Here is a 21,536-nt window from a genome sequence, read left to right as displayed (position 1 = left end):
TTCCCTATAATATAAAAACCATACATATTAAAAAAATATCTTTTGTATAATATGCATGTCTATATGCTATATTTCAGTTAACACCATTGTTTGATCTCTTTTCGGTCCTACTGAAACTATGGAAACTTTAACTCCTGTAAATTCTTCAATTTTCTTTAAGTATATTTTTGCATTTTCAGGAAGTTCTTCATAGCTTCTTGCATCAGCTATCTTTTCATCCCAACCATCAAACTCTTCATATACTGGCACGCATTTAGCTAAATCCTCTAAACTTGCTGGGAAATAATCTATAACACTACCTTCAAATTTATATCCTACACAAATTTTAATTTTTTCAAGTCCTGCTAAGGTATCTATTTTAGTTACAGCAAAGCTAGTAAGTCCCGAAACTCTTGCTGCAGTTTTTAATATAACAAGGTCAAGCCATCCACATCTTCTTGCTCTACCTGTTGTTACTCCAAATTCAAAACCTTTTTCGCGAATCCAGTCTCCTACTTCATCATCAAGCTCTGTTGGGAATGGTCCTTTTCCTACTCTTGTAGTATAAGCTTTCGCTACTCCTACAGCATTTGTTATCATAGTAGGTCCTATTCCTGCCCCAACACAAACTCCACCTGCAATAGTGTTTGATGAGGTTACAAAAGGATATGAACCATAATCTATATCAAGCAACGTTCCTTGTGCTCCTTCAAATAAAACATTTTTTCCAGACTTTATTGAATCGTAAACTTTAACTGATATATCTTTTACAAAAGGTCTCATTCTTTCTGCATACTCTAGGTACTCCGTATATATTTTATCAAAATCTAAAGCTTTTCCACCCAAAACTTTTGTTATTATATCATTTTTCATTGATAAACTAATTTTAAGCTTCTCTTTAAAAACATCTTTTTTCATTAAGTCACAAACTCTGATTCCACTTCTTTCAAACTTGTCAGTGTAACAAGGTCCTATACCTTTTTTTGTAGTTCCGATGTCATTTTTACCTCTAGCTATTTCATATAAATTATCTAACTCTTTATGATATGGCATTATAACCTGTGATCTATCACTAATTATTAATCTTTCTGGAGTTATTTTTTCGCCTAGTGCTTCTAAGTAGTCAATTTCTGTAAATAACGCTTCTGGGTCTACAACCACGCCATTACCTATTACATTCAATTTATCTTTATATAATATTCCTGATGGTATTAAGTGAAGTTTATATTCCTTTTCTCCTACAACTACTGTATGACCTGCATTGTTTCCACCTTGGAACCTGACTACTACGTTAGCTCCCTCAGCAAGATAATCTGTCATCTTACCTTTACCTTCATCTCCCCATTGGGCTCCTAAAACTATAAATGCTGACATATAAATTCCTCGCTTTCTTTCAGTTCACAATAAAATTTCTTAACTACTACCGTTAAGAACTTTTATTGTCTTCTATGTTTACTTCATGTTGAATTATACACTTTTAATATTCATATAACCAATTATTTAGATTAAATTCTTAGTCTTCTTTCTGAGCTATGTCTCTTGCTACTACAACTCCTGTTGTAGATGCTTGCATTAGACCTCTAGTTATTCCCGCTCCATCCCCTATTGTATATAAATTTCTAACAGATGTTTCAAACTTATCATCTGTACTAATCTTACTAGAATAAAACTTCACCTCAACTCCATATAGCAATGTGTTTTTGCTATATAAACCTGGTGCTATCTTGTCAAAAGCCTTTAACGCTTCCACAATAGACGTTAAGTGCCTTTGTGGTAATACAAAGCTTAAGTCACCTGGTACTGCTGATTTTAAAGTAGGCGTCGTAGTTGATTTACCTAATCTGTCATAATCTGTTCTTCTTCCTTTTAGTAAATCCCCGAGTCTTTGAACCATTATCCCTCCACCAGTTAACATATTACCTAGCTGAGCTATATATTTTCCATAACCTATAGGTTGATTAAATGGCTCAGTGAAAGTAGTAGATACAAGCATCGCAAAATTTGTATTAGTTGTTCTAAGCTTTTGGTCGGAGTAACTATGACCATTTACAACTGCAATCGTGTTGCCATCATAATATTCCGCTGACACTACTCCCCCCGGGTTCATGCAAAAGGTCCTAACCTTGTTATCAAATGTATCAGAATAATATACTAATTTTGCTTCATATAAGTCCTTTGTTAGATGATCCATAACAGAATTAGGTACCTCAACTCTTACTCCAATATCTACTGCATTATTAGTAACCTTAATATTATGTTTTTTAGCTTCATTTGAAGCCCATTCCGCTCCACCTCTACCCGGCGCCGCTACAACATACTTTGCATTAACCTTAAACACACCATCTTTATTCTTTAATAATACTCCAGTAGCCTTATTATCTTCTATTAATATTTCTTCCACTTCACTAAGTTCTATAAATTCTGTATTTGTATTATCAACTAAATGATGGTACATAGATTTTAAAACTTCATAGGCAAGTTCTGTTCCTAAATGCCTTACTGGACATTCAACAAGACGAATATTGTGCTTACTTGCTTCATATTTAACTTCGTCAACTTTGTCACTATTAATCCCATATACCTTCTCATTTGCTCCAAATTTTATATATATATCATCGCAATACTTTATTAATTTTTTTGAATCGTCTTCAGAAAAATATTCAAGAAGTCTTCCCCCCACCTCAGGGCTTAGAGAAAGCTTACCATCTGAAAAAGCTCCAGCACCTGCCCAACCAAACGTTATCCCACAAGGATTACATTTAACACACTTTCCTGTGTCTCTAGCTGGACATTTTCTTTTTTCTATATTTCTTCCCTTATCAACTATAAGTACACTAAGTTCGGGTTTTTTATTAGAAATTTCTAGTGCCGTAAATATGCCCGCTGGTCCAGCTCCTACAATAACTACATCATAAAAATTTTTCATTTCATATTCCTCCTTGTATTACTCTGTAGGAAATAAAAACTATTAATGGTTACCATACTACTTAATGATATCAGAGCAGTATAAACCAGTCAATATAAAGTGCGAATATTAATAAATTATTTTAAGTAATAGTTCGTATATACATTGTTTATCTAAAATAAAAAATACACTTACCCATATTGAATAACTGTATTTTTCTGTTAAATAATTTTCCTTAAGACTATTTATTAACAAAACTTTTATAAACATTTATATTATCTAGAGACCTTATTCTTTCTGAAAATTTGCCTTCCTTTGTATCCCCTAAAGCCTTATTCATATCATACATTCTTGCATCCATTATATCTAAATGATGTAGCATTTCCGCTTCTGGTATCATAGGTTTTTTAGGGCTCCCATATTCTGCTTCATAATGATGAGCTAGCACCATATGCTGTAACAACATAGATACTTCAGTATCTGCTTTAACCTCAAGACTCGCCGTTTCTATCATTTTAATTCCTTGAACTATATGACCTAAAAGTTGACCCTCTACTGAATACTCGCTTACAATTCCAAGTTCACTAGCATTCATTTCATATATTTTGCCAATATCATGAAGTATTATACCTGCATATAGCAAATCCGTATTTAGAAAGGTGTAAATTTCGCTTAATTTTTCTCCTGCCTTAAGCATGGTGGTTGTGTGATATAACAGACCTGATCTTATAGAGTGATGGTTAGACTTAGCAGCTGGATAATGCATTAGCTTTTCCTCATTATGCCCTAAAATATTGGTAACTATATTTTGAATATCTATATTTTTGATTTTAGATAAATAATTTAAAATATCATCATACATTTTTTCTGGTGAATACGGTGCCACTGCAACATAATCACAAATGCTTACTCCATCTTTTTCCTCAGTTAGTCTTATCGCTTCAACTTTTAATTGAAGCTTTCCTCTCCACTCATTTACCGTGCCCTTAATTTTCACTAAGATGCTTTGTTTAAATGTATTTTCTAATTTTTCATTCCATTCCCAAAGTTTTGCATTTATATCACCGGTGGCATCCCCTAAATTAAAATCCAAATATTTATTTGTGTTACTGTTGTTGGAAACCTTGCTATCTACAGATTTTATAACATAAAAACCTTCAATCCTATCACCTTTCTTCATTCCACTTATCTTCTTCATTTCCATATTTATCTCCTTATATTGTAATAAACTTATTATATCTAATACATTATGCCGATACAAGTGCTTAATATCTCTATGTCAATCAATTAAATTACATAACTTTAATATACCTTTTAATTATACATCAATATTGTTTGTAAAATTTAGAAATCCTTAAGTTAAGAAATATTTTTAATTCTTTTTTAATTATTATAAATTGGATATAAAAAATGAATGTATGATTTAATAAAAATCATACATTCATTTTTTATATTAATTATTCCTGGTTTATATTAAATATACTTATTTTACTACTCTTTTTCCTATTATAAAATTACTTTTATAATATCCAGTTAATTCAGATATTTTTACAACATCACCAGTTTTGGGAGATTGTATAAATTTATTATTACCAATATATATTCCCCCGTGAGATGCTTGGGAAGGCGATGCTGGATTTGTCCTAAAGAATACTAAATCACCTTTTTGGAGACTATTTATATTAACTGAGGTACCTATATTTATTTGGTCCATAGTCGTTCTAGGTAAATTTATACCTATGTTTTTATAAGCATATTGTATAAGACCTGAACAATCAAAACCCCCACTTACATATTTGCCATTAGAATTAAACTTCGCTGGTGTTGTACCACCCCATAAGTATGGCATTCCTAAAAACGTGTTTAACTGCGAGATTAAACTCTCTATGTTTTTTGTTGCAGTACCTTGTTGTCCATTTGAGTCATTTTCTATGACATCACCTCTACTTGGAGTGTCATTACCTAGGCTTACGTATGTTTTAGCTATATATCCCCATTGTCCATTATACTTGATTTTATAAAAATCATTTTGTGTTCCATACAAATCCACTTTTGCATTTATTTTTATTGTGCCCATGATATTATTACCCATAGACGCCGTTTTTCTTACATTTAAACTTGATGCTGTAATATTACCAATTCCAGTAATCACACTGCTTGTACTATCTGTGTTTGAATCCTGTGCTGTTGTAGCTTTCACATATTGCTCACTTACATAACCTGTTTTGCCACCATAATTTATCTTACAAAAACCATTTGATTTTTCATACATTGTCACTTTAGTTCCGCGTGTAATAACATTAGCAACAGAATAATTTATCCCGAATCCTGTTCTTACATTTAAATAATCTGTTGTTACTGTTCCTGACGTCCCCGCTCCATTTGTTGTACTCGTAGAACCAGACGTATTTGCCGATATTTTTATATATGAGCTATGTACATATCCAGTTTGTCCTTTATAATTTATTTTATAGAATTCCCCTTCTTTACCAAGTGTCTCTACCTTCGCATTTCTCGCAAGAGAAGATATAATTGATGATGAAATTGATGATTTTTGCCTGACATATAATGAACTTGCAGTCACCGTTCCATTATCAGCGAACACAACATGTGAACCCGCCATAGTTAATAACATTGCTATAAAAGCTACTCTTTTTTTCATATGCTTACCTCCTATATTTTAAATGAATATGAATTATCGAAATATGTAAATTATTTCTAATGTAAATGTTTTATTTTTTTCTCCTAGAGTTTTACTTGCATTTTTAGTCTCTGCAATATTTTCCAGGAAATATTTTGAGAATTTAGCTTGTCTACTTATTATAACTAGTACTATTCATATTTTTACATCAATCTTCCCCTTTAATTTAAGACTAATACCAATGTCACAAATTTTTCCTTTTTTTTGTACAATACCATTGTAACAGAAAGTAATAATTTTTTATATACATATAATTTATAAAAAACCACTGATTTTCATGACTTTTACCTGTATTCCACTTATTAAATCAAATAAAACGAGGATATAATTATACAAATAATCTTTATATTTCTCAATTCAATTACGTGGTAATATTTGTTAAAATGTATTATAATTATTATTGTGTTACAACATTCTATTTAGCATCTATGAGCTTATTTTATGTAACACGAATCTTGCGAGGTGATAATTATGCCCAGAGGAAGAAAGAAAATTGAAAATTCTAAAAGTGAATTGATTCATGTGAGAATAAGTGAAGAACTATCAAATGCCCTAAAAAGTTTTTGCAAGGCAAGTAATATAAATAAAAGTGAAGGAATAAGACTCCTCCTTGAAAGTATTCTGAAATAAATGCTACACTAAAAAAGTAGTTAAGATATAACTCTCAACTACTTTTTTACTATCCTTTTAAATTATAATCCTCGGTGCTTCAACAGCTCCGAAGGAGCTGCATTAACGACTTCAGAAGTAAATTTATACTCCCGCTGAAGTTTTCTCTTTGTCATGGTAATCAACTCCCATTTATGGGAATATGAGAATTTTCTTCTGAAATATCGTTAAAAGTTCTTGCCACAAGCAACAATTCGTTTGTTACCTTTTATTAATTTACTTTTATCTACTCCAACTTTCACTTTTATCTTTTTCATTTATATTCAACCTCACCTTATATATAATTACACTTCTAGTGCTAATAAAACACGATTGTTTCCTCTTATTTGTTCTGTCTATCAGTATTATTACCCAATATATGTAATATTAATCAATCCGTTAAATATAAAAGCCTGGAGATAGATTTCTCTACCCCCAAGCTACGTTTTACTATATTTCTATTCATACTATGCCACTTTATAACTCACCGTCTGTCTACTTTTGCTCTGCTGAACGTACAAAAAAGCACCAGCAGTTATGCCAGTGCTAAAAAATATTTGTTTCCATATTACAAACTTGGAGCTGAAAAAGGGGATCGAACCCTCGACCTACGCGTTACGAGTGCGTTACTCTACCAACTGAGCTATTTCAGCATATACAAAACAATTTAAACTAATACCTATACATGTTTTTATTTAGTTGCAACCCATTTATATCTTTAAATGAATTAGTAGCAATCAAAATAATATCAACTAACACCCATATTCCAAAACCACCAAAGGTTAAAATCATTAAAATTCCCGTACCTATTTTACCTACATAAAATCTATGAATACCAAATGCCCCAACAAAAATACACAGCAATAAAGCAACTAACCAGTTTTTTTCACTAATAATCCGTTCACCAGTCGTATTAGGTTGAATTAATAAATTAATCCCACATATTTTACAAAAATTAGAGCTATCTTCGTTTTGAGATCCACAACTAGGACAGAACATTAGATCACCCTTTTTAGCTTATTTTGAATGCCTTTCTTACATTTTATCATATATGGTATCATTTTACTATATGTATGGGCTAAGTGTTTTTAAAATAATTATGATTCTTAAAGTAAAAAGGAGTGACGAAAACGCCACTCCAAGCTATAACGACATATCTTTCACACAATTAAGTTTTTTCATATACTCACTTTCAACAGAATCTATATCCCTCTCATTTGATTTTTTGACAATAACTTCATCGTTAATTTGTGGAATTGAATTTGGCATAGCACCTTTAAAAAGCTCTCCAACTATATTACCTATATAATTTTTAACTTCAGGGTTATCTAAAATATTTGCAATATCTACTGTATCTAGCTTCTTAACTTTGTTGCCGTAGTCCCTGTAAAATCTCAGAGCCTGCTTTATAAGTTTAGAATTATTAATACCTTTCTTCTCCATATTGCTCACATAATTAATTAAGTCTTTATCTGTTTCCTCTCCTAGATTTGATGATACAGTTTTACGGAGTGCTCCCATAATTATTGACCTGCTACTGTAGTTGCAGCAACTTCTTTATTTCCATCTAAGTATTCAAGTACTAGCAATTCTTTATATCTTTCAGCGAACAGTATAGAATTTGCACATTGAGGGTTTTTATTATCTATGAGCTTTGGCTCAGTTTTTATGAACTCTGTTTGTAAATATTCTAGTAGTAACTTTGCAGGTCCACCTATTATTCTTATATCTTTACAAGTATTTGGTTTAAAAGAGCTATTAATTGAACTTATTGCTTTCTCCACATATGGTTTTAATACTAAATCTTTAATGTCTTTTAATACATTTGCTTCCCCAAAAGGTAGTTCGTCATCTTCTAAATATTCGATAGCATCTGATATATCATAATTACCATCAGATCCGTCAGCAGAGTTGAACTTAGTGAGTAATGCTTCTATTGTTGGCTCAAACCCATGTTGTGCAAAACTACTAGCCTTAGTCATCCCAAGCACCTTGTTACCAAATTCATCTTTCTCATATTTCCAATGAGATACATCTAAAGTACCACCACCAAAGTCAAGTAATAACATTGGATAAGTAAATGTTTCCATGGTTTCAGCACTTAATGTACCTCCTTGTTTAAATACTTGTACATCTATTATTTCTATATCATATGTTATATTATTTATTGTTATAGATTGTTTTTCCATCTTCTTTATTTCATTTTTAAGTGGAATACTATGGTCTATATAATATTCTGCGGGAAGTCCCACAGCGAGTCTTACCTTTATTTTAGTTTCCCCCTTAAAACTTAGTGCAATAGCGTTAAGCAGGTTTAACTTATAATGATCGGACATGTATTTGTTAGATTCCATGTTAAGCTTGCCTTCTTTATTACCTACGGTGTATAACTTTCCATTCCAAGTGATGTTACTTATTCCAGTAGCCCTAGAACCATGCTTGCTTACGGCAGACACCCTACTAGCAAAAGTTACATTGGTACTTGTTTTTGTAAATGTATTTCCTATGTCAACAGTTAGTACAGATTCTAACGCTTTCTTTAATATAGGATATTTTTTTGATATCTCTGTTAAGTTCATTTATTTTCCCTCCTAAATTTTTCTAATTGTTCCTTATCGGTATATATTCTATATTATGTATTAATATCCTTCTTTTGTAATGAAATATTTATAAATATATTTATTAACCTATTTATAGATGTTTATCTACATACTTGTAAATATATAGATATATATATTTATATATCTACAAATGTAAACATATATATATCTACATTAAAGAAATGTCCTTAATAGCTCACTATTCATATCAACGTCTCCCACACTATATATACATAAATAAAAATAGGATAACAAAATTTTATAAATTTTGTTATCCTATCATAATTTATCTAGATTAATAGATAAATCTACTTTAGTGTATTCTTACTCTCTATGAATTACATCAAGTCTTGCAAATTTACTGAATTGGCCTATCCATGCAAGTTTTACTGTGCCTATAGGACCATTTCTTTGTTTTGCTATTATAAGCTCTGCTACATTTTTATCTTCCGTTTCCTCATTATAATACTCATCTCTGTATAAGAACATAACAAGGTCAGCATCCTGCTCAATAGACCCTGACTCTCTAAGATCAGATAACATAGGCCTATGGTCAGTTCTTTGCTCTGGAGCACGTGATAGCTGTGATAATGCTATAACAGGGCACTGCATCTCCTTTGCAAGAGCTTTAATAGATCTTGATATTTCTGATACTTCTTGCTGTCTGCTTTCTGTATTGCTACCAGTCATAAGTTGAAGATAATCTATAACTATCAGATCTATGCCATGCTCCATTTTTAATTTTCTACATTTTGAACGCATATCCATAACAGAAGTTCCTGCTGTATCATCAATGAATATTTTAGCAGCAGCAAGCGGTCCGGATGCTTTCGCTATGTTTTCCCAGTCCCTATCTTCCAAATCACCATGTCTGAGCTTTGACATGTCAACATTTGCTTCTGAACAAAGCAGTTTATAAGAAAGTTGTTCCTTAGACATTTCCAGGGAGAATACAGCTACACTTTTCCCTTGCCTAAGAGCTGCATACTCTGCTAAATTTAGTGCAAAGGTAGTTTTGCCCATAGACGGCCTTGCAGCGATAAGAATCATATCACCCTTTTGAAATCCAGCGGTTTTATCATCAAGTTCTGGGAACCCACTAGATATTCCTGTTGTTTCCCCTTTATTATTAAATATTCTTTCTATTTCTAAGAACCCTCGCTCTAGAACCGTGTTCATTGGTTCAAAGTCACCCGCATTTTTTTTCTGTGATATGTTAAATACTTTTTGCTCTGCAAGATCCATTACAGCTTCTACATCATCTTGCTTATTATAACAATTTTCCATAATCTCAGTAGAAGCTCTAATAAGTTTTCTTAAAGTAGATTTATCTTCTACAATCTTTATGTACGAACTTAAATTAGCTGTGGAGGGTATTGAGTTACTTATCTCTGAAATATAAGTAATTCCCCCTGATGCTTCTAACTTTTCAGAAGAACGTAAATGCTCGAGTAAAGTAATCATGTCAATAGGCGTGTCTTTTTGATATAAATCAAAAATAGCGCTAAATATACCTTTATGGGAATCTCTGTAAAAATCATCACTTTTTAAAACTTCTACTACTCGTGATATCGCGGTTTTATCTATAAGCATTGATCCAATAACTGATTGTTCTGCTTCTAAATTATAGGGTAAACTTCTAAGAGGTGTATCCATTTTTTTATCTCCCCTAAAGTAATGTTTTATGCCCTGCTAAAAATACATCACCGCAGGTGATGATTTAACAGGGCCATTAATTATAGTTAATTTATTTTATTTCAAACACTAATTTCATTAGCTCTTCAATGTTTGATGATGTTTTTATTTCAATATCTTTAAGGTCAATAGGAACTTCCTTTTCATTATCACTCGGAACTATAACTAGCTTAATTCCCTTTCTTCTTGCCCCGTAAATTTTTTCAAATATGCCACCTACTGGTTTTATGATACCCCGAAGGGATATCTCTCCAGTTACTGCAACATCCTGTCTTACAGGTTTGTCTAAAAGAGAACTGATTATACATACAGTTATAGCGGCTCCAGCCGATGGTCCATCAATTTTACCTCCACCTACTATATTTACATGTATGTCATAATCCTTAATATCTTTATTTGTTGTTTTTCTTATTACGGATGCAGCATTAAACACTGAGTCCTTAGCCATGCTTCCAGCAGTATCATTAAATCTTACTTGACCTTTACCTTTTTCCTTGGCTTCAAATACTGATGTTTCTATTTCTATAGTTGATCCTATATATCCTGATACCCCAAGTCCATATATGTGGCCAACTTCAGATTTAACTTCTTTATCTAATTCCTCATAGGGAGATAGTCTACTTATAGATATAATATCTAACAAGTCCTTAACCTCAATTTCAACTTGAGACGCATCCACTGATTTTCTATTATGCAGTACAAATCCATAAGCATCTGCTAAAATGTTTATAGCTTTTCTTCCTTCAATAGTATATCTACCAATAGTTTTCGCAACGCCATCTCCTATTTTAACTCCTAATTTATTCGCAGCATTTACCACTATATTTTCTATATCCATAGCAGTTAATGGTTCAAAATAAACTTCAGTACATCTTGATCTTAATGCCGGATTTATTTCTGATGGTTCCTTGGTAGTAGCTCCTATTAAAACAAAATCTGCTGGAGCACCTTTATCAAATAAATATTTTATATATTTAGGTGTGTTTTCGTCTTCAGGATCATAATAAGATGATGAAAACTCAACTCTTTTATCCTCTAACACTTTAAGTAATTTATTTTGAAGTATACTATCGAGTTCACCTATTTCATCAATAAATAGTACTCCGCCATGAGCCTCTGTTACAAGACCTGTTTTTGGCTCTGGAATCCCACCCTCAGCTAGATCTCTTTTACTTCCCTGATATATCGGGTCATGTACAGATCCTAAAAGTGGATTTGTTATTTCTCTTGGATCCCACCGTAGTGTTGTACCATCCACTTCTACAAATTTAGCATCTTTATGGTAAATTGTATAACTTAGCTTTTTAGCTTCCTCAAGAGCAAGCCTCGCCGCAGTAGTCTTTCCAACTCCTGGTGGCCCATAAAGAATAATGTGTTGAGGATATGGCGATGCCATTTTAGATAACAGAGATTTTATAGCTCTTTCCTGACCAACTATTTCACTAAAACTCTCTGGCCTTAACATAGCTTGTATATTTTTAGTAAGTTTTCTACTATCAAGTTCTTCTAAATCCGCATATTTTTTAAGTGTTTTAGCATTTTCAGGCCCTTTTTGTTTCTTAATTATTCCAAGTCTTACTTCATCAATATACTTATCTTGCTTTTCCATTAGATTTTTTTCTACTTCAGCTTCAATCTTATTTTGCACATATCTTTTAGCTATTTCATCAGTCAACCATTCATTAGTATCATCTAGTGCTTCTTGTATATTTTTTTCATTAGGCACTATCTCTATACCCTTACCATTGCTGATAATTTTATTTAAAGCGAATAACCTTCTATAGATACTTTCACTTTTAATGTGCTTCTGAAGTTTAAATTTTATAGTTTTAGACTTTATAGTGCCTTCATCTAGTACATTCCTCATTATTTCATATAAAACGTCTATTTGTGTGTCCAGAGGTAATGCATCTCTTTCAACCTGTTCTCCAATTTGATTAACTAATAATGTCTTCAAACGTAATCCGCTTTAATAAATATGATTATCATTTATTTACTAAAGCGTTTCCTCCCTTCGGTTTATATAATTATTCCTCACAAACAAGAACTTTTATCTTAGTAGATATTTCTGGATATATTTTAATTTCTACTTCATAAGTTCCTAATAATTTTATTGTATCTGTTACTATTTTCTTTTTATCAATATCTAAATTGCATTGTTTATTTAACGCTATTGCTATATCTTTAGTTGTAATCGCACCAAAAAGTTTTCCATTCTCTCCAGCTTTACCAATTATTTTTATAACTTTATCTTTAAGTTCATTAGCTGATTTCTGTGCATCCTCAATTTCAGATGTTTTCTTTTTTCTTTCAATATCATTTTTTTTATTTAATATGTGCATATTTGAGTCTGTAGCCTCTTTAGCTAATTGCCTAGGAAATAAAAAATTCCTCGCATATCCATCTGCAGCGTTTATCACGTCGCCCTTTTTACCTGTGCCTTTAATATCCTTTAATAATATAACCTTCATTATTTTTCGCCCTCCTTTAAATATTCATCTATAGCTTCATTTAATTTCACCACTACTTCTTCAAGTTTCAGTGAAGTAAATTTCGTACCAGCCATAGTCATATGTCCGCCTCCCCCTAATGTCTCGAGTATTAACTGTACATTTATTTTCCCAAGAGACCTTCCACTAATAAATACTTCATCTCCTGTCTTTACAATAACAAACGACGCTTCGATACCAGTAATATTTAGAAGTTCATCCGCAACTTGGGCAGCTAATACAGTATCCTCTATTAGTTCTGGACAAACGGCTACAGCAATTTCATTTTTAACTTTCGCTGATCTTATAATATCAGCTCTTTTCAAATAAATACTCAAATCATCAGAAAACATTTTTTTAACATCCATAGTATCTGCACCATGACGCCTTAAAAAAGCTGCTGCTTCAAATGTCCTAACTCCCGTTTTAAAAGAGAAATTTTTTGTATCCACACATATTCCTGCCAAAAGACTTACCGCTTCTATATGTTTAAGTTTAGGCTTGTCAACCATATATTGAATCATCTCAGTAACTAATTCAGCAGTAGATGATGCGTAAGTTTCCATATAACTCAGGACTGCCCCTTGTATAAAATCTTGTGACTTTCTATGATGGTCAATTATAACTACTTTTTCTACCTCTTTAACTATTTCTAAATTTTGAACATGACTTTCATTGTGCACATCCACTAATATGATTAGGCTATTTGAATTTTTAACACTTTTAAATTTTTCACTTGTTATAAAAGTATTTTTGTATTCTTCATCTGCAAGTATTATATCCATCATGCTTTTTATACCGCTATTTATTCCTTCGAGAATAATATAGCATTCTTTGTTTGATTTTTTAATAATACTATATAGACCTATAGCCGAGCCTAGACAATCAGGATCAGCATTTTTGTGTCCCATAAGGAAAATTGTGTTACTCTCATTTACTAAATCCATTAATGCATGAGCTATAACTCTTGCGCGAACCTTAGTCCTTTTCTCAACTTCCTTTGTTTTCCCCCCAAAGAAAGATAATTTTTCACCTTTTTTCACAACTGCTTGATCACCACCCCTGCCTAAGGCAAGTTCCTTAGCTGATGTAGCAAATTCATAGTTTTTAAGTGGTGTGTCTTCTCCCCTACCAACGCCCACACTTAAAGTAACTGCGAGTTTATTACCATTACTTATTTCGCGAACACTATCTAGTATATCAAATTTCTTTTCTATTTCTTTTTCAATATACTTGTCTTGGACTATAATAACATATTTATTCGATGTATACTTTTTTACCACCGCATTTACACTCTGTCCATAGCTGTTTATTGTTCTCTCAATCTCTGCTACAAGTAAAGGCGCCTTATCTTCTTCTGTAGTTTTAACAACATCATCAAGGTTATCAACTTCCACTAGCATAACGCTTTCCCTATTACCGTTAATGCCTTTTATTACACTGGTTTTTTCCGTTATATCATAAAAATATAAAAGCATAATCTTATCTTTAACATTTTTATTCTCGTTTGTATCAACAATATTTGTGTAGATTTCATACCATTTATCTTTTATTTTAATATTTGGAAATATATTCTTTTTACCCTCTAAAACTTGCTTTAGATTTAGTTCCTTAATTATATCTCTAATATTTTTGTTTAAAAGATCTTCCCCTTCAAGCATTGTAGTTACACTTTGATTATACCATAATATATTTCCCATATACCCTATTATTATTAGTGGAAAAGGAAGTTTTACTAAGGTGCTTGTGGTTGCTATATCCAGTTTAGATGAAAAATTTTCAATGAATTTTTTCCACTCATTTTTTTTAACCTTAGAGTTGTAGATATTATACACTACTAGTATCGCGTATAGTCCCAGTGTTAAAATTCCCACTTCAAGGTGTCCGTAATAAAATATTATACATATGAGTAGGGCCATGGTCACCATATATATTTTATTATTAACACTAAAATAATTGTATTTATTCTCCATAATCAGCCCCCAATTATTTTCTTTTAATTCTATATGGATCGAGCTTTCTAAAATCAAAAGCCATCTCCATGAGTCCTATTGAAAAGTAAATACTACCTAGACGCGAAAATGATGTTAACACTAAAATTAGTGCTACTACTGGTTTAGATAATTTTTTTTTAACTCTTAGAAAATATGTAGCTGCCGCAAGTCCATTTATCATAAATACAATTTGCACAAGTAATTGGGAGGAATTTAGTATAAAATCCCCACCTGCTATTTTTTTTGATGAAAGTATTATGCCTATACATACTATACCTATTAATACAGCTCCTAGTATGTTAGTAACGTAAACTTTGCTGAAAGGTAATACTTTATCCATTTTGTAGTTTAGCTTCTCTAATATGGATCTAGACACTATGTAATTCAAATAAGCTGATATAAATGAAGTTATTAAAATAATTGCAGGTATTACTACCAAAACTATCGTAACATCCATTTTGTTTATCATTTCAAAGTTTTCATTTAAAAGTTTCAACTGCTTTGGAGTTATTCCTTGTTGTAAATAAACCATTTTTAATTGATCCAAGGATACCTTCATATTTTGCTTAAAAAATTCTAAGTTTTTGGAAATAAAATTCATAAAACTTACTTTTTCTATAAATGCCATAGAAAAAGCTATGGTTAGTATATTAGATATTACAGAACTAATACCTAAAAATAATAACGTTATAGATGACTTTTTATTTTTCTTAACACAATAACCAAGCGCAATTCCAACAATGCTATAAGTTATAGCTGAATATATCGCCATTATTGGATTATACACTAAGGATGTTAGAATTATACTCAAAAATATAGCAGTGATTGTTATTTTTCTATTATGCCTTATATAGAGTATTGCAACCGGAATTGGCAATATTAAAGCACCTATAAATGACATAATTGGCAAATATCCTGTTATAATCATTGTTACTGAAATTATAACAGCTATAAGTGAAGCCTCTACAATTGCCTTTGTACTATAATTTTTATTCTCCATTTTTTCCTCCATTACTTATCTTTCCTTTATATGCGAATATAGTTTACTTAGATCTTTTCCATCTTTTTCTATATTATCTCCTTCAACTATTCCCACCTTTAGTTTCTTTTTCATACTCTCATCCACGGCTACATTTGAATATCCTAGCCTTTCGCCTAATATATATAAAAGTATTATTGCCCCCGAAATGCAATCTAGTATGGCGTCTTGAGCAACATTGCTTCCTTTACTTAGCAACTTGAAGAAATCACCTATTATACATAATAGCTCAGCCTTCAAACTTTCAACTATCTTAACATTAGACATTATATTAAAATCTTGTTTCTTCATAGTATATCATCTCCCCTTGTAGGCTTATGCTTATAACTCCATTTTAGTTAGTTTTCTAAATTTATGCAACTAAAGTTTATTTCTATATAGACAATTTGCAGTTTAATATCTAATATTTTCTATGTTTACATTTTATGGGTTACAACTACAAGTATACTACAAATCGTACTGCATAATATATACTTTTATATTTATATTTTGATTATTGAGTATAATATTTATTTTTATTTGTAAAAAAATAAAAGCAGCTACCTTAAGGCGCTGCTTTCAGTCATTTACTATTCAGTAGTAAATGGTAATAATGCTATGTTTCTTGCTCTTTTTATAGATACAGTAAGCATCCTTTGATGTTTTGCACAGTTTCCAGAAATTCTTCTTGGAAGAATCTTTCCTCTTTCTGTAACATATTTTCTCAATTTATTTATATCTTTATAGTCGATTGCAGTTGCTTTATCCATACAGAAAGCACAAACTTTTCTTTTCATTCTCTTTCTGTTTCCGCCAGCACCGCCGCCGCTTCTTTTATGTTCGTTCATAGCCATTGTTGTTTTTCCTCCTTACCTAATATTAGAATGGAATATCTCCATCATCAATTGGTGTTATATCACTATCACTGCTAAAACCATGAGATCCAGCATTTGATTCGCTATTATTTCCACCTTGATTAGTATTCGTACCTGATGTTTTATTTCCTCCCCATTCAAGGAAGTCAACTTCATCAGCAATTACTTCAGTAACATATCTCCTAGTACCATCTTTAGCCTCATAATTTCTAGTTTGAATGTTTCCAGATACGCTTAAAAGCTTGCCTTTACTCATGTAATTAGCAGTAGCTTCCGCTTGCTTTCCAAATACCACTACTGGTATAAAGTCTGCTTCTGGTTGACCTTCTCTTTTAAATCTTCTATTGACGGCTACAGTGAAAGTGGCTACAGCTGTTCCTGTCCCTTGAGCAAACTTTAACTCAGGGTCTTTTGTTAATCTACCAACTAAAACAACTTTATTCATAAATGCACCACCTATTTTTCTGGATTTATTATGATATGTCTTATAACACTGTCAGTAATTCTGAATACTCTATCTAATTCTTTCGGTAATTCAGGTTTTGCATTGAAATTGATTAATGTATAGTGACCTTCACCAACTTTTTGTATTTCATAAGCTAGTTTTCTTTTGCCCCACGCATCAACATTTTCAATTTCTCCACCATTATTTTCTATTACACCTTTAAATTTTTCAACGTTAGCTTTAACAGCTTCTTCGTCTAATGAAGGATGTAATATGAATATAGTTTCATATTTTCTCATTAATTTCACCTCCTCCCCTCGGACTAACGGCCATGCATTGCACGGCAGGGATTACAATAATAGATTATATCATTTAATTATGCATTAATCAAGTAATTATTTTTTTATAGGTGCTTTTTCTTTAGTAATCCCTTTTTCTTTATTTAGTACATTTTCTTTTATAATTTTCTTTACACCCAAATCAAATTTTATTCTTGGAAGCATTACTATCCGAGCGCAACCTAAACATTTTATTTTTATATCCGCACCTAACCTAATGATTTCCCAATTCTTGCTGCCACAAGGGTGAGTTTTTTTCATTTCAACAATATCTCCTAAATTGAACACCTTCATTAAACATCCCACCTTTAATTTATTTTTACTATATTGTCATAACTTTTACACTTTCCTTATCTCGTACAAAAATTTCTTTTACCTTTATCTTTTCTAACTTAATTAGCTCAATTATACTTCGAATATTCTCATCCTCTATTTTTAAACTAATCCCACAACTTTTAGTTATATATGTAGGCGTAGGAACAACTACTACCTTAACCTGTTGTCGCAGTGCTTCTCTTTCCGCTTTCATGGCTTCATGTGTATTTTGAAATGTTACTATATAATATTTATTCAATGTTTTTCACCCTACTTCCATGCCATAATATTAATCACTTCATATACATTTACATAACTTTAGATTATAATATTGTATAATATATTAATTTAAAATTTTGTATTTATAATGCAACATTGTATATTATTTCATAATGAGAACTTAAAATTCTAATTCCTAAAATATTCTTATAAAAAGTGTATTTTATTATTTATCTAATTTTATTATAAACTATTTATAGTCTTAATTGTATGAAAACAAAATTTAACTTGTTATACATAATATTAATAGCCTCTATATTTTTTATAGAATATACTAATAAATCATTGTGTAATATTGGAGGAAATCATGAAAATATATTTAGATAATGCAGCCACTACCTTTCCTAAACCACCCGCAGTGTATAATTCAATGATGAATTATATGATGAATATAGGTTCAAACCCGGGAAGGGGTGTATCTACAACTTCACTTGCCGGAAATAGAGTTATTTTAAATTGTAGGTATGCTTTAATGGATTTTTTTCACTTTGATAAAGTTGAGAATGTGATTTTTACATCAAATATTACCACTTCTTTAAATATACTTATAAAATCTACATGCCAAAAAGGCTGGCATGTAATAACTTCTTCAATGGATCATAACGCTACTTTAAGACCATTAAACTCCCTTTGCGAAAAAGGCGTTATAGAATTAGGCATTGTCCCTTGCTCAAAAGAAGGCTTAATTAATGTAGACGATTTTGTAAATACACTTAAACCTAATACAAAATTGGTGGTTCTCTCACATGCTTCTAACATTATTGGAAGTATTCAGCCTTTAGAATCTATTGGTAGAATATGTAAAGAAAAGGGCATTTATTTTGTTATAGATACTGCGCCAACTGCAGGAATATTACCAATAGATTTCTATAAATTAAATTGTAATGCCCTAGCTTTTACAGGTCATAAAAGTTTACTAGGACCTCAAGGTACCGGTGGATTTTTAATTGATGATAATTTAAATGAAAGATGCTCTGCATTTATAGAGGGTGGGACTGGTAGTCTTTCATCTAGTATTGTTCAACCAGATTTTTTGCCTGATAAATTTGAAAGCGGGACCCTAAATGCTCCAGGTATAGCTGGCCTTTTAGAAGGTATTAATTTTATTAATGACCAGGGTTTAGACTCTATTCGCGAACGCGAAGAATATTTGTGCAAAAATTTTATAGAGGGGCTTCTAAATATATCCTCTGTTAATGTCTATGGTCTCACCGATAGTTCTAAAAGAACCGCTACTATCTCTGTTAATTCAACAAAAATTGACAATTCCGAGTTAGGGTTTATTCTAGATAGTGAATATGGAATTACAACAAGAACTGGACTTCACTGTGCGCCACTAGCTCATAAAAACATTGGAACATATCCATCTGGTACTTTAAGATTTGGCATTGGCCCTTTTAATGATATTAAAGACATCGATTATACCCTTAACGCCCTCAATACTATTATTAGAAAGGTGTGATTTTATTTACATGGAAAATATTCTAAAAAAAATTGATAAACTAGCTATATTTTTTGTTTTGTATACCTTTGTTTTTGTAATCTTTTTTGGAACTATTGGGTTCACCCTTCCCTTTGTATTTGCTTTTATTTTAGCTTCACTACTTAAGATACCAACAAAATTTTTGATGAAAAAATTCAAACTTCAAAACACTATAGCTTCATTATTTACTACCACCATATTTTTCACTGTGATTGTTGTATTATTATCTTTAATCATCACTACTTTAACTTCAGAATCGATACTACTCGGAAAAAACATCCAATCATATATAACTTTAAACAAAGACATTGTAATTAATATTTTTAGTAACTTACAAAATTATTATAAAACTTTAGATCCAAACGTGGTTAGTAATATTGAGTCAAATATTACTAATTATATAAGCAAGACTATAAATATTAGCATGAATGCATCCACAAAAATTTTTTCTCAAACTCTAGATTTTGTATCTACTATACCTTATATTTTAATGGTTTTATTATTTACTTTACTTACTACTTATTTCTTCACAAAAGATTTGTCATCTTCAAGCAAAAAAAAGTTTGATTTAATTCCCCGCAAAAATGAAGATAGATTACATTCCATATTTGATGAATCAAAAAAGATGCTTAAGAATTATTTACTTTCTTACTTACTGATAATCACTATAACATTTTTAGAAACATTAATTGTTTTTATAGTTTTCAAAGTTAAGTATGCTGTAACTCTGAGTGTATTATGTGGATTATTTGATTTACTCCCTATTTTCGGTATAGGAGCTATATACCTTCCCGTAATAATAATATTTTTTATATCTAATAATTATGTAGCTGCTTTAGGCCTCTTGATATCTTATATAATTATCACTATAGTAAGACAAATTATAGAACCCAAGATTGTGTCTTCATCACTAGGCATTCACCCCGTAGCAGTTCTCGCTTCTATATTTATAGGATTAAGAGCAAATGGTATTGTTGGGATGCTATTCTGTATGTTTTTTTTAGTTTTTTATAATATATTGAAAAAAGTTGAAGTTTTATAGAATAGAAAACCTCCTAAATGGCTAATATCCCAATAGGAGGTTTTTTTATGGTAGATAAAGTTATTTTAGATTCTATGTCCAGAGATTGCACTTTTAAATTAAGAGATATTATAAGTCAATATATTTTTCCCATAGCAAAATGCTCACGCCCTATTGTTATTTTATGTATTGGCACCGACAGATCTACTGGTGATAGCTTAGGACCCCTGGTTGGAAACAAGCTTAAATTTTTAGTTAGAAATAGACTTCATGTTTACGGTAGTCTTGAATGTCCAGTCCATGCAAAAAATTTATGTGAAACAATTGATGAAATTAACTATTCCTATACTAATCCTTACATTATTGCAATAGATGCTTGCCTCGGAAGTTTGCAAAATGTAGGAAAAATCATTATTGAGGAAAAACCATTAAGTCCTGGTGCTGCTATGAATAAAGATTTACCTAAGGTGGGTGATTTAAGCATAACGGGCATTGTAAATATATCTGGAGCCTTTGAATTTATGGTTCTTCAAAATACAAGATTATATACAGTAATGATGCTTGCCGATACTATATCCACTGGTTTATACCATTCAATACTCAAAATCGCAGGCGAAAAAAAATTAAATTCCATTTATGATGATTTCAACATTAAAGACGTTGAAGGTTGATTTTTATGCAAAAAAAGTATATATTGCGCATAATACATTGAAGCGAGCTTTAGAACTTCTTAGTTATTTTTAATTAAGAT

22 protein-coding genes and 1 tRNA gene are annotated in these 21,536 nt (G+C 31.2%); 4 read left to right on the top strand and 19 right to left on the bottom strand.

Going from position 1 to position 21,536, the window contains the following annotated elements; all coding sequences use genetic code 11:
- Nucleotides 1–66 precede the first annotated feature (66 nt).
- The 4 genes from ACWJJ2_RS13900 to ACWJJ2_RS13885 all read right to left on the bottom strand — a co-directional run bounded on the left by ACWJJ2_RS13900 (nt 67) and on the right by ACWJJ2_RS13885 (nt 5,546).
- Nucleotides 67–1,353, bottom strand: a complete 1,287-nt coding sequence (locus ACWJJ2_RS13900) for an adenylosuccinate synthase (protein WP_216302158.1) — start codon at nt 1,351–1,353, stop codon at nt 67–69.
- 139 nt (nt 1,354–1,492) lie between these two features.
- Complete coding sequence (locus tag ACWJJ2_RS13895; RefSeq protein WP_216302159.1) at nt 1,493–2,905, bottom strand: NAD(P)/FAD-dependent oxidoreductase; 1,413 nt, start codon at nt 2,903–2,905, stop codon at nt 1,493–1,495.
- Between the two features lie 220 nt (nt 2,906–3,125).
- Entirely contained in the window at nt 3,126–4,088 is a 963-nt protein-coding gene (locus ACWJJ2_RS13890; RefSeq protein WP_216302160.1) for a 3'-5' exoribonuclease YhaM family protein, read from the bottom strand.
- Between the two features lie 279 nt (nt 4,089–4,367).
- Entirely contained in the window at nt 4,368–5,546 is a 1,179-nt protein-coding gene (locus ACWJJ2_RS13885; protein WP_216302161.1) for a C40 family peptidase, read from the bottom strand.
- A gap of 510 nt (nt 5,547–6,056) precedes the next feature.
- Here ACWJJ2_RS13885 and ACWJJ2_RS13880 point away from each other — a divergent pair.
- On the top strand, nt 6,057–6,215 hold the full coding sequence (locus ACWJJ2_RS13880) for a CopG family transcriptional regulator (RefSeq protein ID WP_165411823.1): 159 nt from the start codon (nt 6,057–6,059) through the stop codon (nt 6,213–6,215).
- A gap of 595 nt (nt 6,216–6,810) precedes the next feature.
- Here ACWJJ2_RS13880 and ACWJJ2_RS13875 read toward each other — a convergent pair.
- The 15 genes from ACWJJ2_RS13875 to ACWJJ2_RS13805 all read right to left on the bottom strand — a co-directional run bounded on the left by ACWJJ2_RS13875 (nt 6,811) and on the right by ACWJJ2_RS13805 (nt 18,261).
- Nucleotides 6,811–6,886 (bottom strand) — tRNA-Thr (locus ACWJJ2_RS13875).
- A gap of 19 nt (nt 6,887–6,905) precedes the next feature.
- Entirely contained in the window at nt 6,906–7,232 is a 327-nt protein-coding gene (locus ACWJJ2_RS13870) for a TM2 domain-containing protein (RefSeq protein WP_216302162.1), read from the bottom strand.
- Between the two features lie 144 nt (nt 7,233–7,376).
- Nucleotides 7,377–7,754: a hypothetical protein gene (locus ACWJJ2_RS13865; protein WP_216302163.1), complete on the bottom strand. Its 378-nt coding sequence runs from the start codon at nt 7,752–7,754 to the stop codon at nt 7,377–7,379.
- A gap of 2 nt (nt 7,755–7,756) precedes the next feature.
- Nucleotides 7,757–8,812 (bottom strand): ParM/StbA family protein, encoded by a 1,056-nt coding sequence (locus ACWJJ2_RS13860; RefSeq protein WP_216302164.1) that lies wholly within the window; start codon nt 8,810–8,812, stop codon nt 7,757–7,759.
- A 345-nt stretch (nt 8,813–9,157) separates the two neighbouring features.
- Entirely contained in the window at nt 9,158–10,489 is a 1,332-nt protein-coding gene (locus tag ACWJJ2_RS13855; RefSeq protein WP_216302165.1) for a replicative DNA helicase, read from the bottom strand.
- 91 nt (nt 10,490–10,580) lie between these two features.
- On the bottom strand, nt 10,581–12,485 hold the full coding sequence (lonC, locus tag ACWJJ2_RS13850) for a Lon family ATP-dependent protease (protein ID WP_216302166.1): 1,905 nt from the start codon (nt 12,483–12,485) through the stop codon (nt 10,581–10,583).
- 70 nt (nt 12,486–12,555) lie between these two features.
- The gene (gene rplI / locus ACWJJ2_RS13845) at nt 12,556–12,999 is read right to left on the bottom strand and encodes a 50S ribosomal protein L9 (RefSeq protein WP_216302167.1); all 444 of its coding nucleotides are present in this window, start codon (nt 12,997–12,999) and stop codon (nt 12,556–12,558) included.
- On the bottom strand, nt 12,999–14,990 hold the full coding sequence (locus ACWJJ2_RS13840; RefSeq protein ID WP_216302168.1) for a DHH family phosphoesterase: 1,992 nt from the start codon (nt 14,988–14,990) through the stop codon (nt 12,999–13,001). The genes rplI and ACWJJ2_RS13840 overlap by 1 nt, the downstream gene beginning before the upstream one ends.
- Before the next feature lie 13 nt (nt 14,991–15,003).
- Nucleotides 15,004–16,011 (bottom strand): DUF2232 domain-containing protein, encoded by a 1,008-nt coding sequence (locus tag ACWJJ2_RS13835; protein WP_216302169.1) that lies wholly within the window; start codon nt 16,009–16,011, stop codon nt 15,004–15,006.
- 15 nt (nt 16,012–16,026) lie between these two features.
- Entirely contained in the window at nt 16,027–16,341 is a 315-nt protein-coding gene (locus tag ACWJJ2_RS13830; protein WP_216302170.1) for a MazG-like family protein, read from the bottom strand.
- A 278-nt stretch (nt 16,342–16,619) separates the two neighbouring features.
- Nucleotides 16,620–16,883, bottom strand: coding sequence for a 30S ribosomal protein S18 (rpsR, locus tag ACWJJ2_RS13825; RefSeq protein WP_165411833.1), 264 nt, complete (start codon nt 16,881–16,883; stop codon nt 16,620–16,622).
- Nucleotides 16,884–16,908: 25 nt separating this feature from the next.
- Nucleotides 16,909–17,349, bottom strand: a complete 441-nt coding sequence (locus ACWJJ2_RS13820) for a single-stranded DNA-binding protein (protein ID WP_165411834.1) — start codon at nt 17,347–17,349, stop codon at nt 16,909–16,911.
- 11 nt (nt 17,350–17,360) lie between these two features.
- Nucleotides 17,361–17,648 (bottom strand): 30S ribosomal protein S6, encoded by a 288-nt coding sequence (gene rpsF / locus ACWJJ2_RS13815; RefSeq protein WP_165411835.1) that lies wholly within the window; start codon nt 17,646–17,648, stop codon nt 17,361–17,363.
- Nucleotides 17,649–17,744: 96 nt separating this feature from the next.
- Nucleotides 17,745–17,981, bottom strand: coding sequence for a DUF951 domain-containing protein (locus ACWJJ2_RS13810; protein WP_216302171.1), 237 nt, complete (start codon nt 17,979–17,981; stop codon nt 17,745–17,747).
- A 28-nt stretch (nt 17,982–18,009) separates the two neighbouring features.
- Nucleotides 18,010–18,261, bottom strand: a complete 252-nt coding sequence (locus ACWJJ2_RS13805) for a DUF3343 domain-containing protein (RefSeq protein ID WP_216302172.1) — start codon at nt 18,259–18,261, stop codon at nt 18,010–18,012.
- 327 nt (nt 18,262–18,588) lie between these two features.
- Between ACWJJ2_RS13805 and ACWJJ2_RS13800 the strand changes: the two genes are divergently transcribed.
- Genes ACWJJ2_RS13800 through yyaC form a run of 3 tightly spaced genes read left to right on the top strand, consistent with a single transcriptional unit; the run spans nt 18,589 to nt 21,456 of the window.
- Entirely contained in the window at nt 18,589–19,743 is a 1,155-nt protein-coding gene (locus tag ACWJJ2_RS13800) for an aminotransferase class V-fold PLP-dependent enzyme (protein ID WP_220286215.1), read from the top strand.
- Between the two features lie 10 nt (nt 19,744–19,753).
- Nucleotides 19,754–20,806: a sporulation integral membrane protein YtvI gene (gene ytvI, locus ACWJJ2_RS13795; protein ID WP_216302174.1), complete on the top strand. Its 1,053-nt coding sequence runs from the start codon at nt 19,754–19,756 to the stop codon at nt 20,804–20,806.
- Nucleotides 20,807–20,853: 47 nt separating this feature from the next.
- A complete protein-coding gene (yyaC, locus tag ACWJJ2_RS13790) occupies nt 20,854–21,456 on the top strand; it encodes a spore protease YyaC (protein WP_216302175.1) in 603 nt (200 codons plus the stop codon).
- Nucleotides 21,457–21,536: the final 80 nt, after the last annotated feature.

The organism is Clostridium sp. CM039 (genome assembly GCF_055081075.1).
This window is presented reverse-complemented; position numbering and strand designations above follow the sequence as displayed.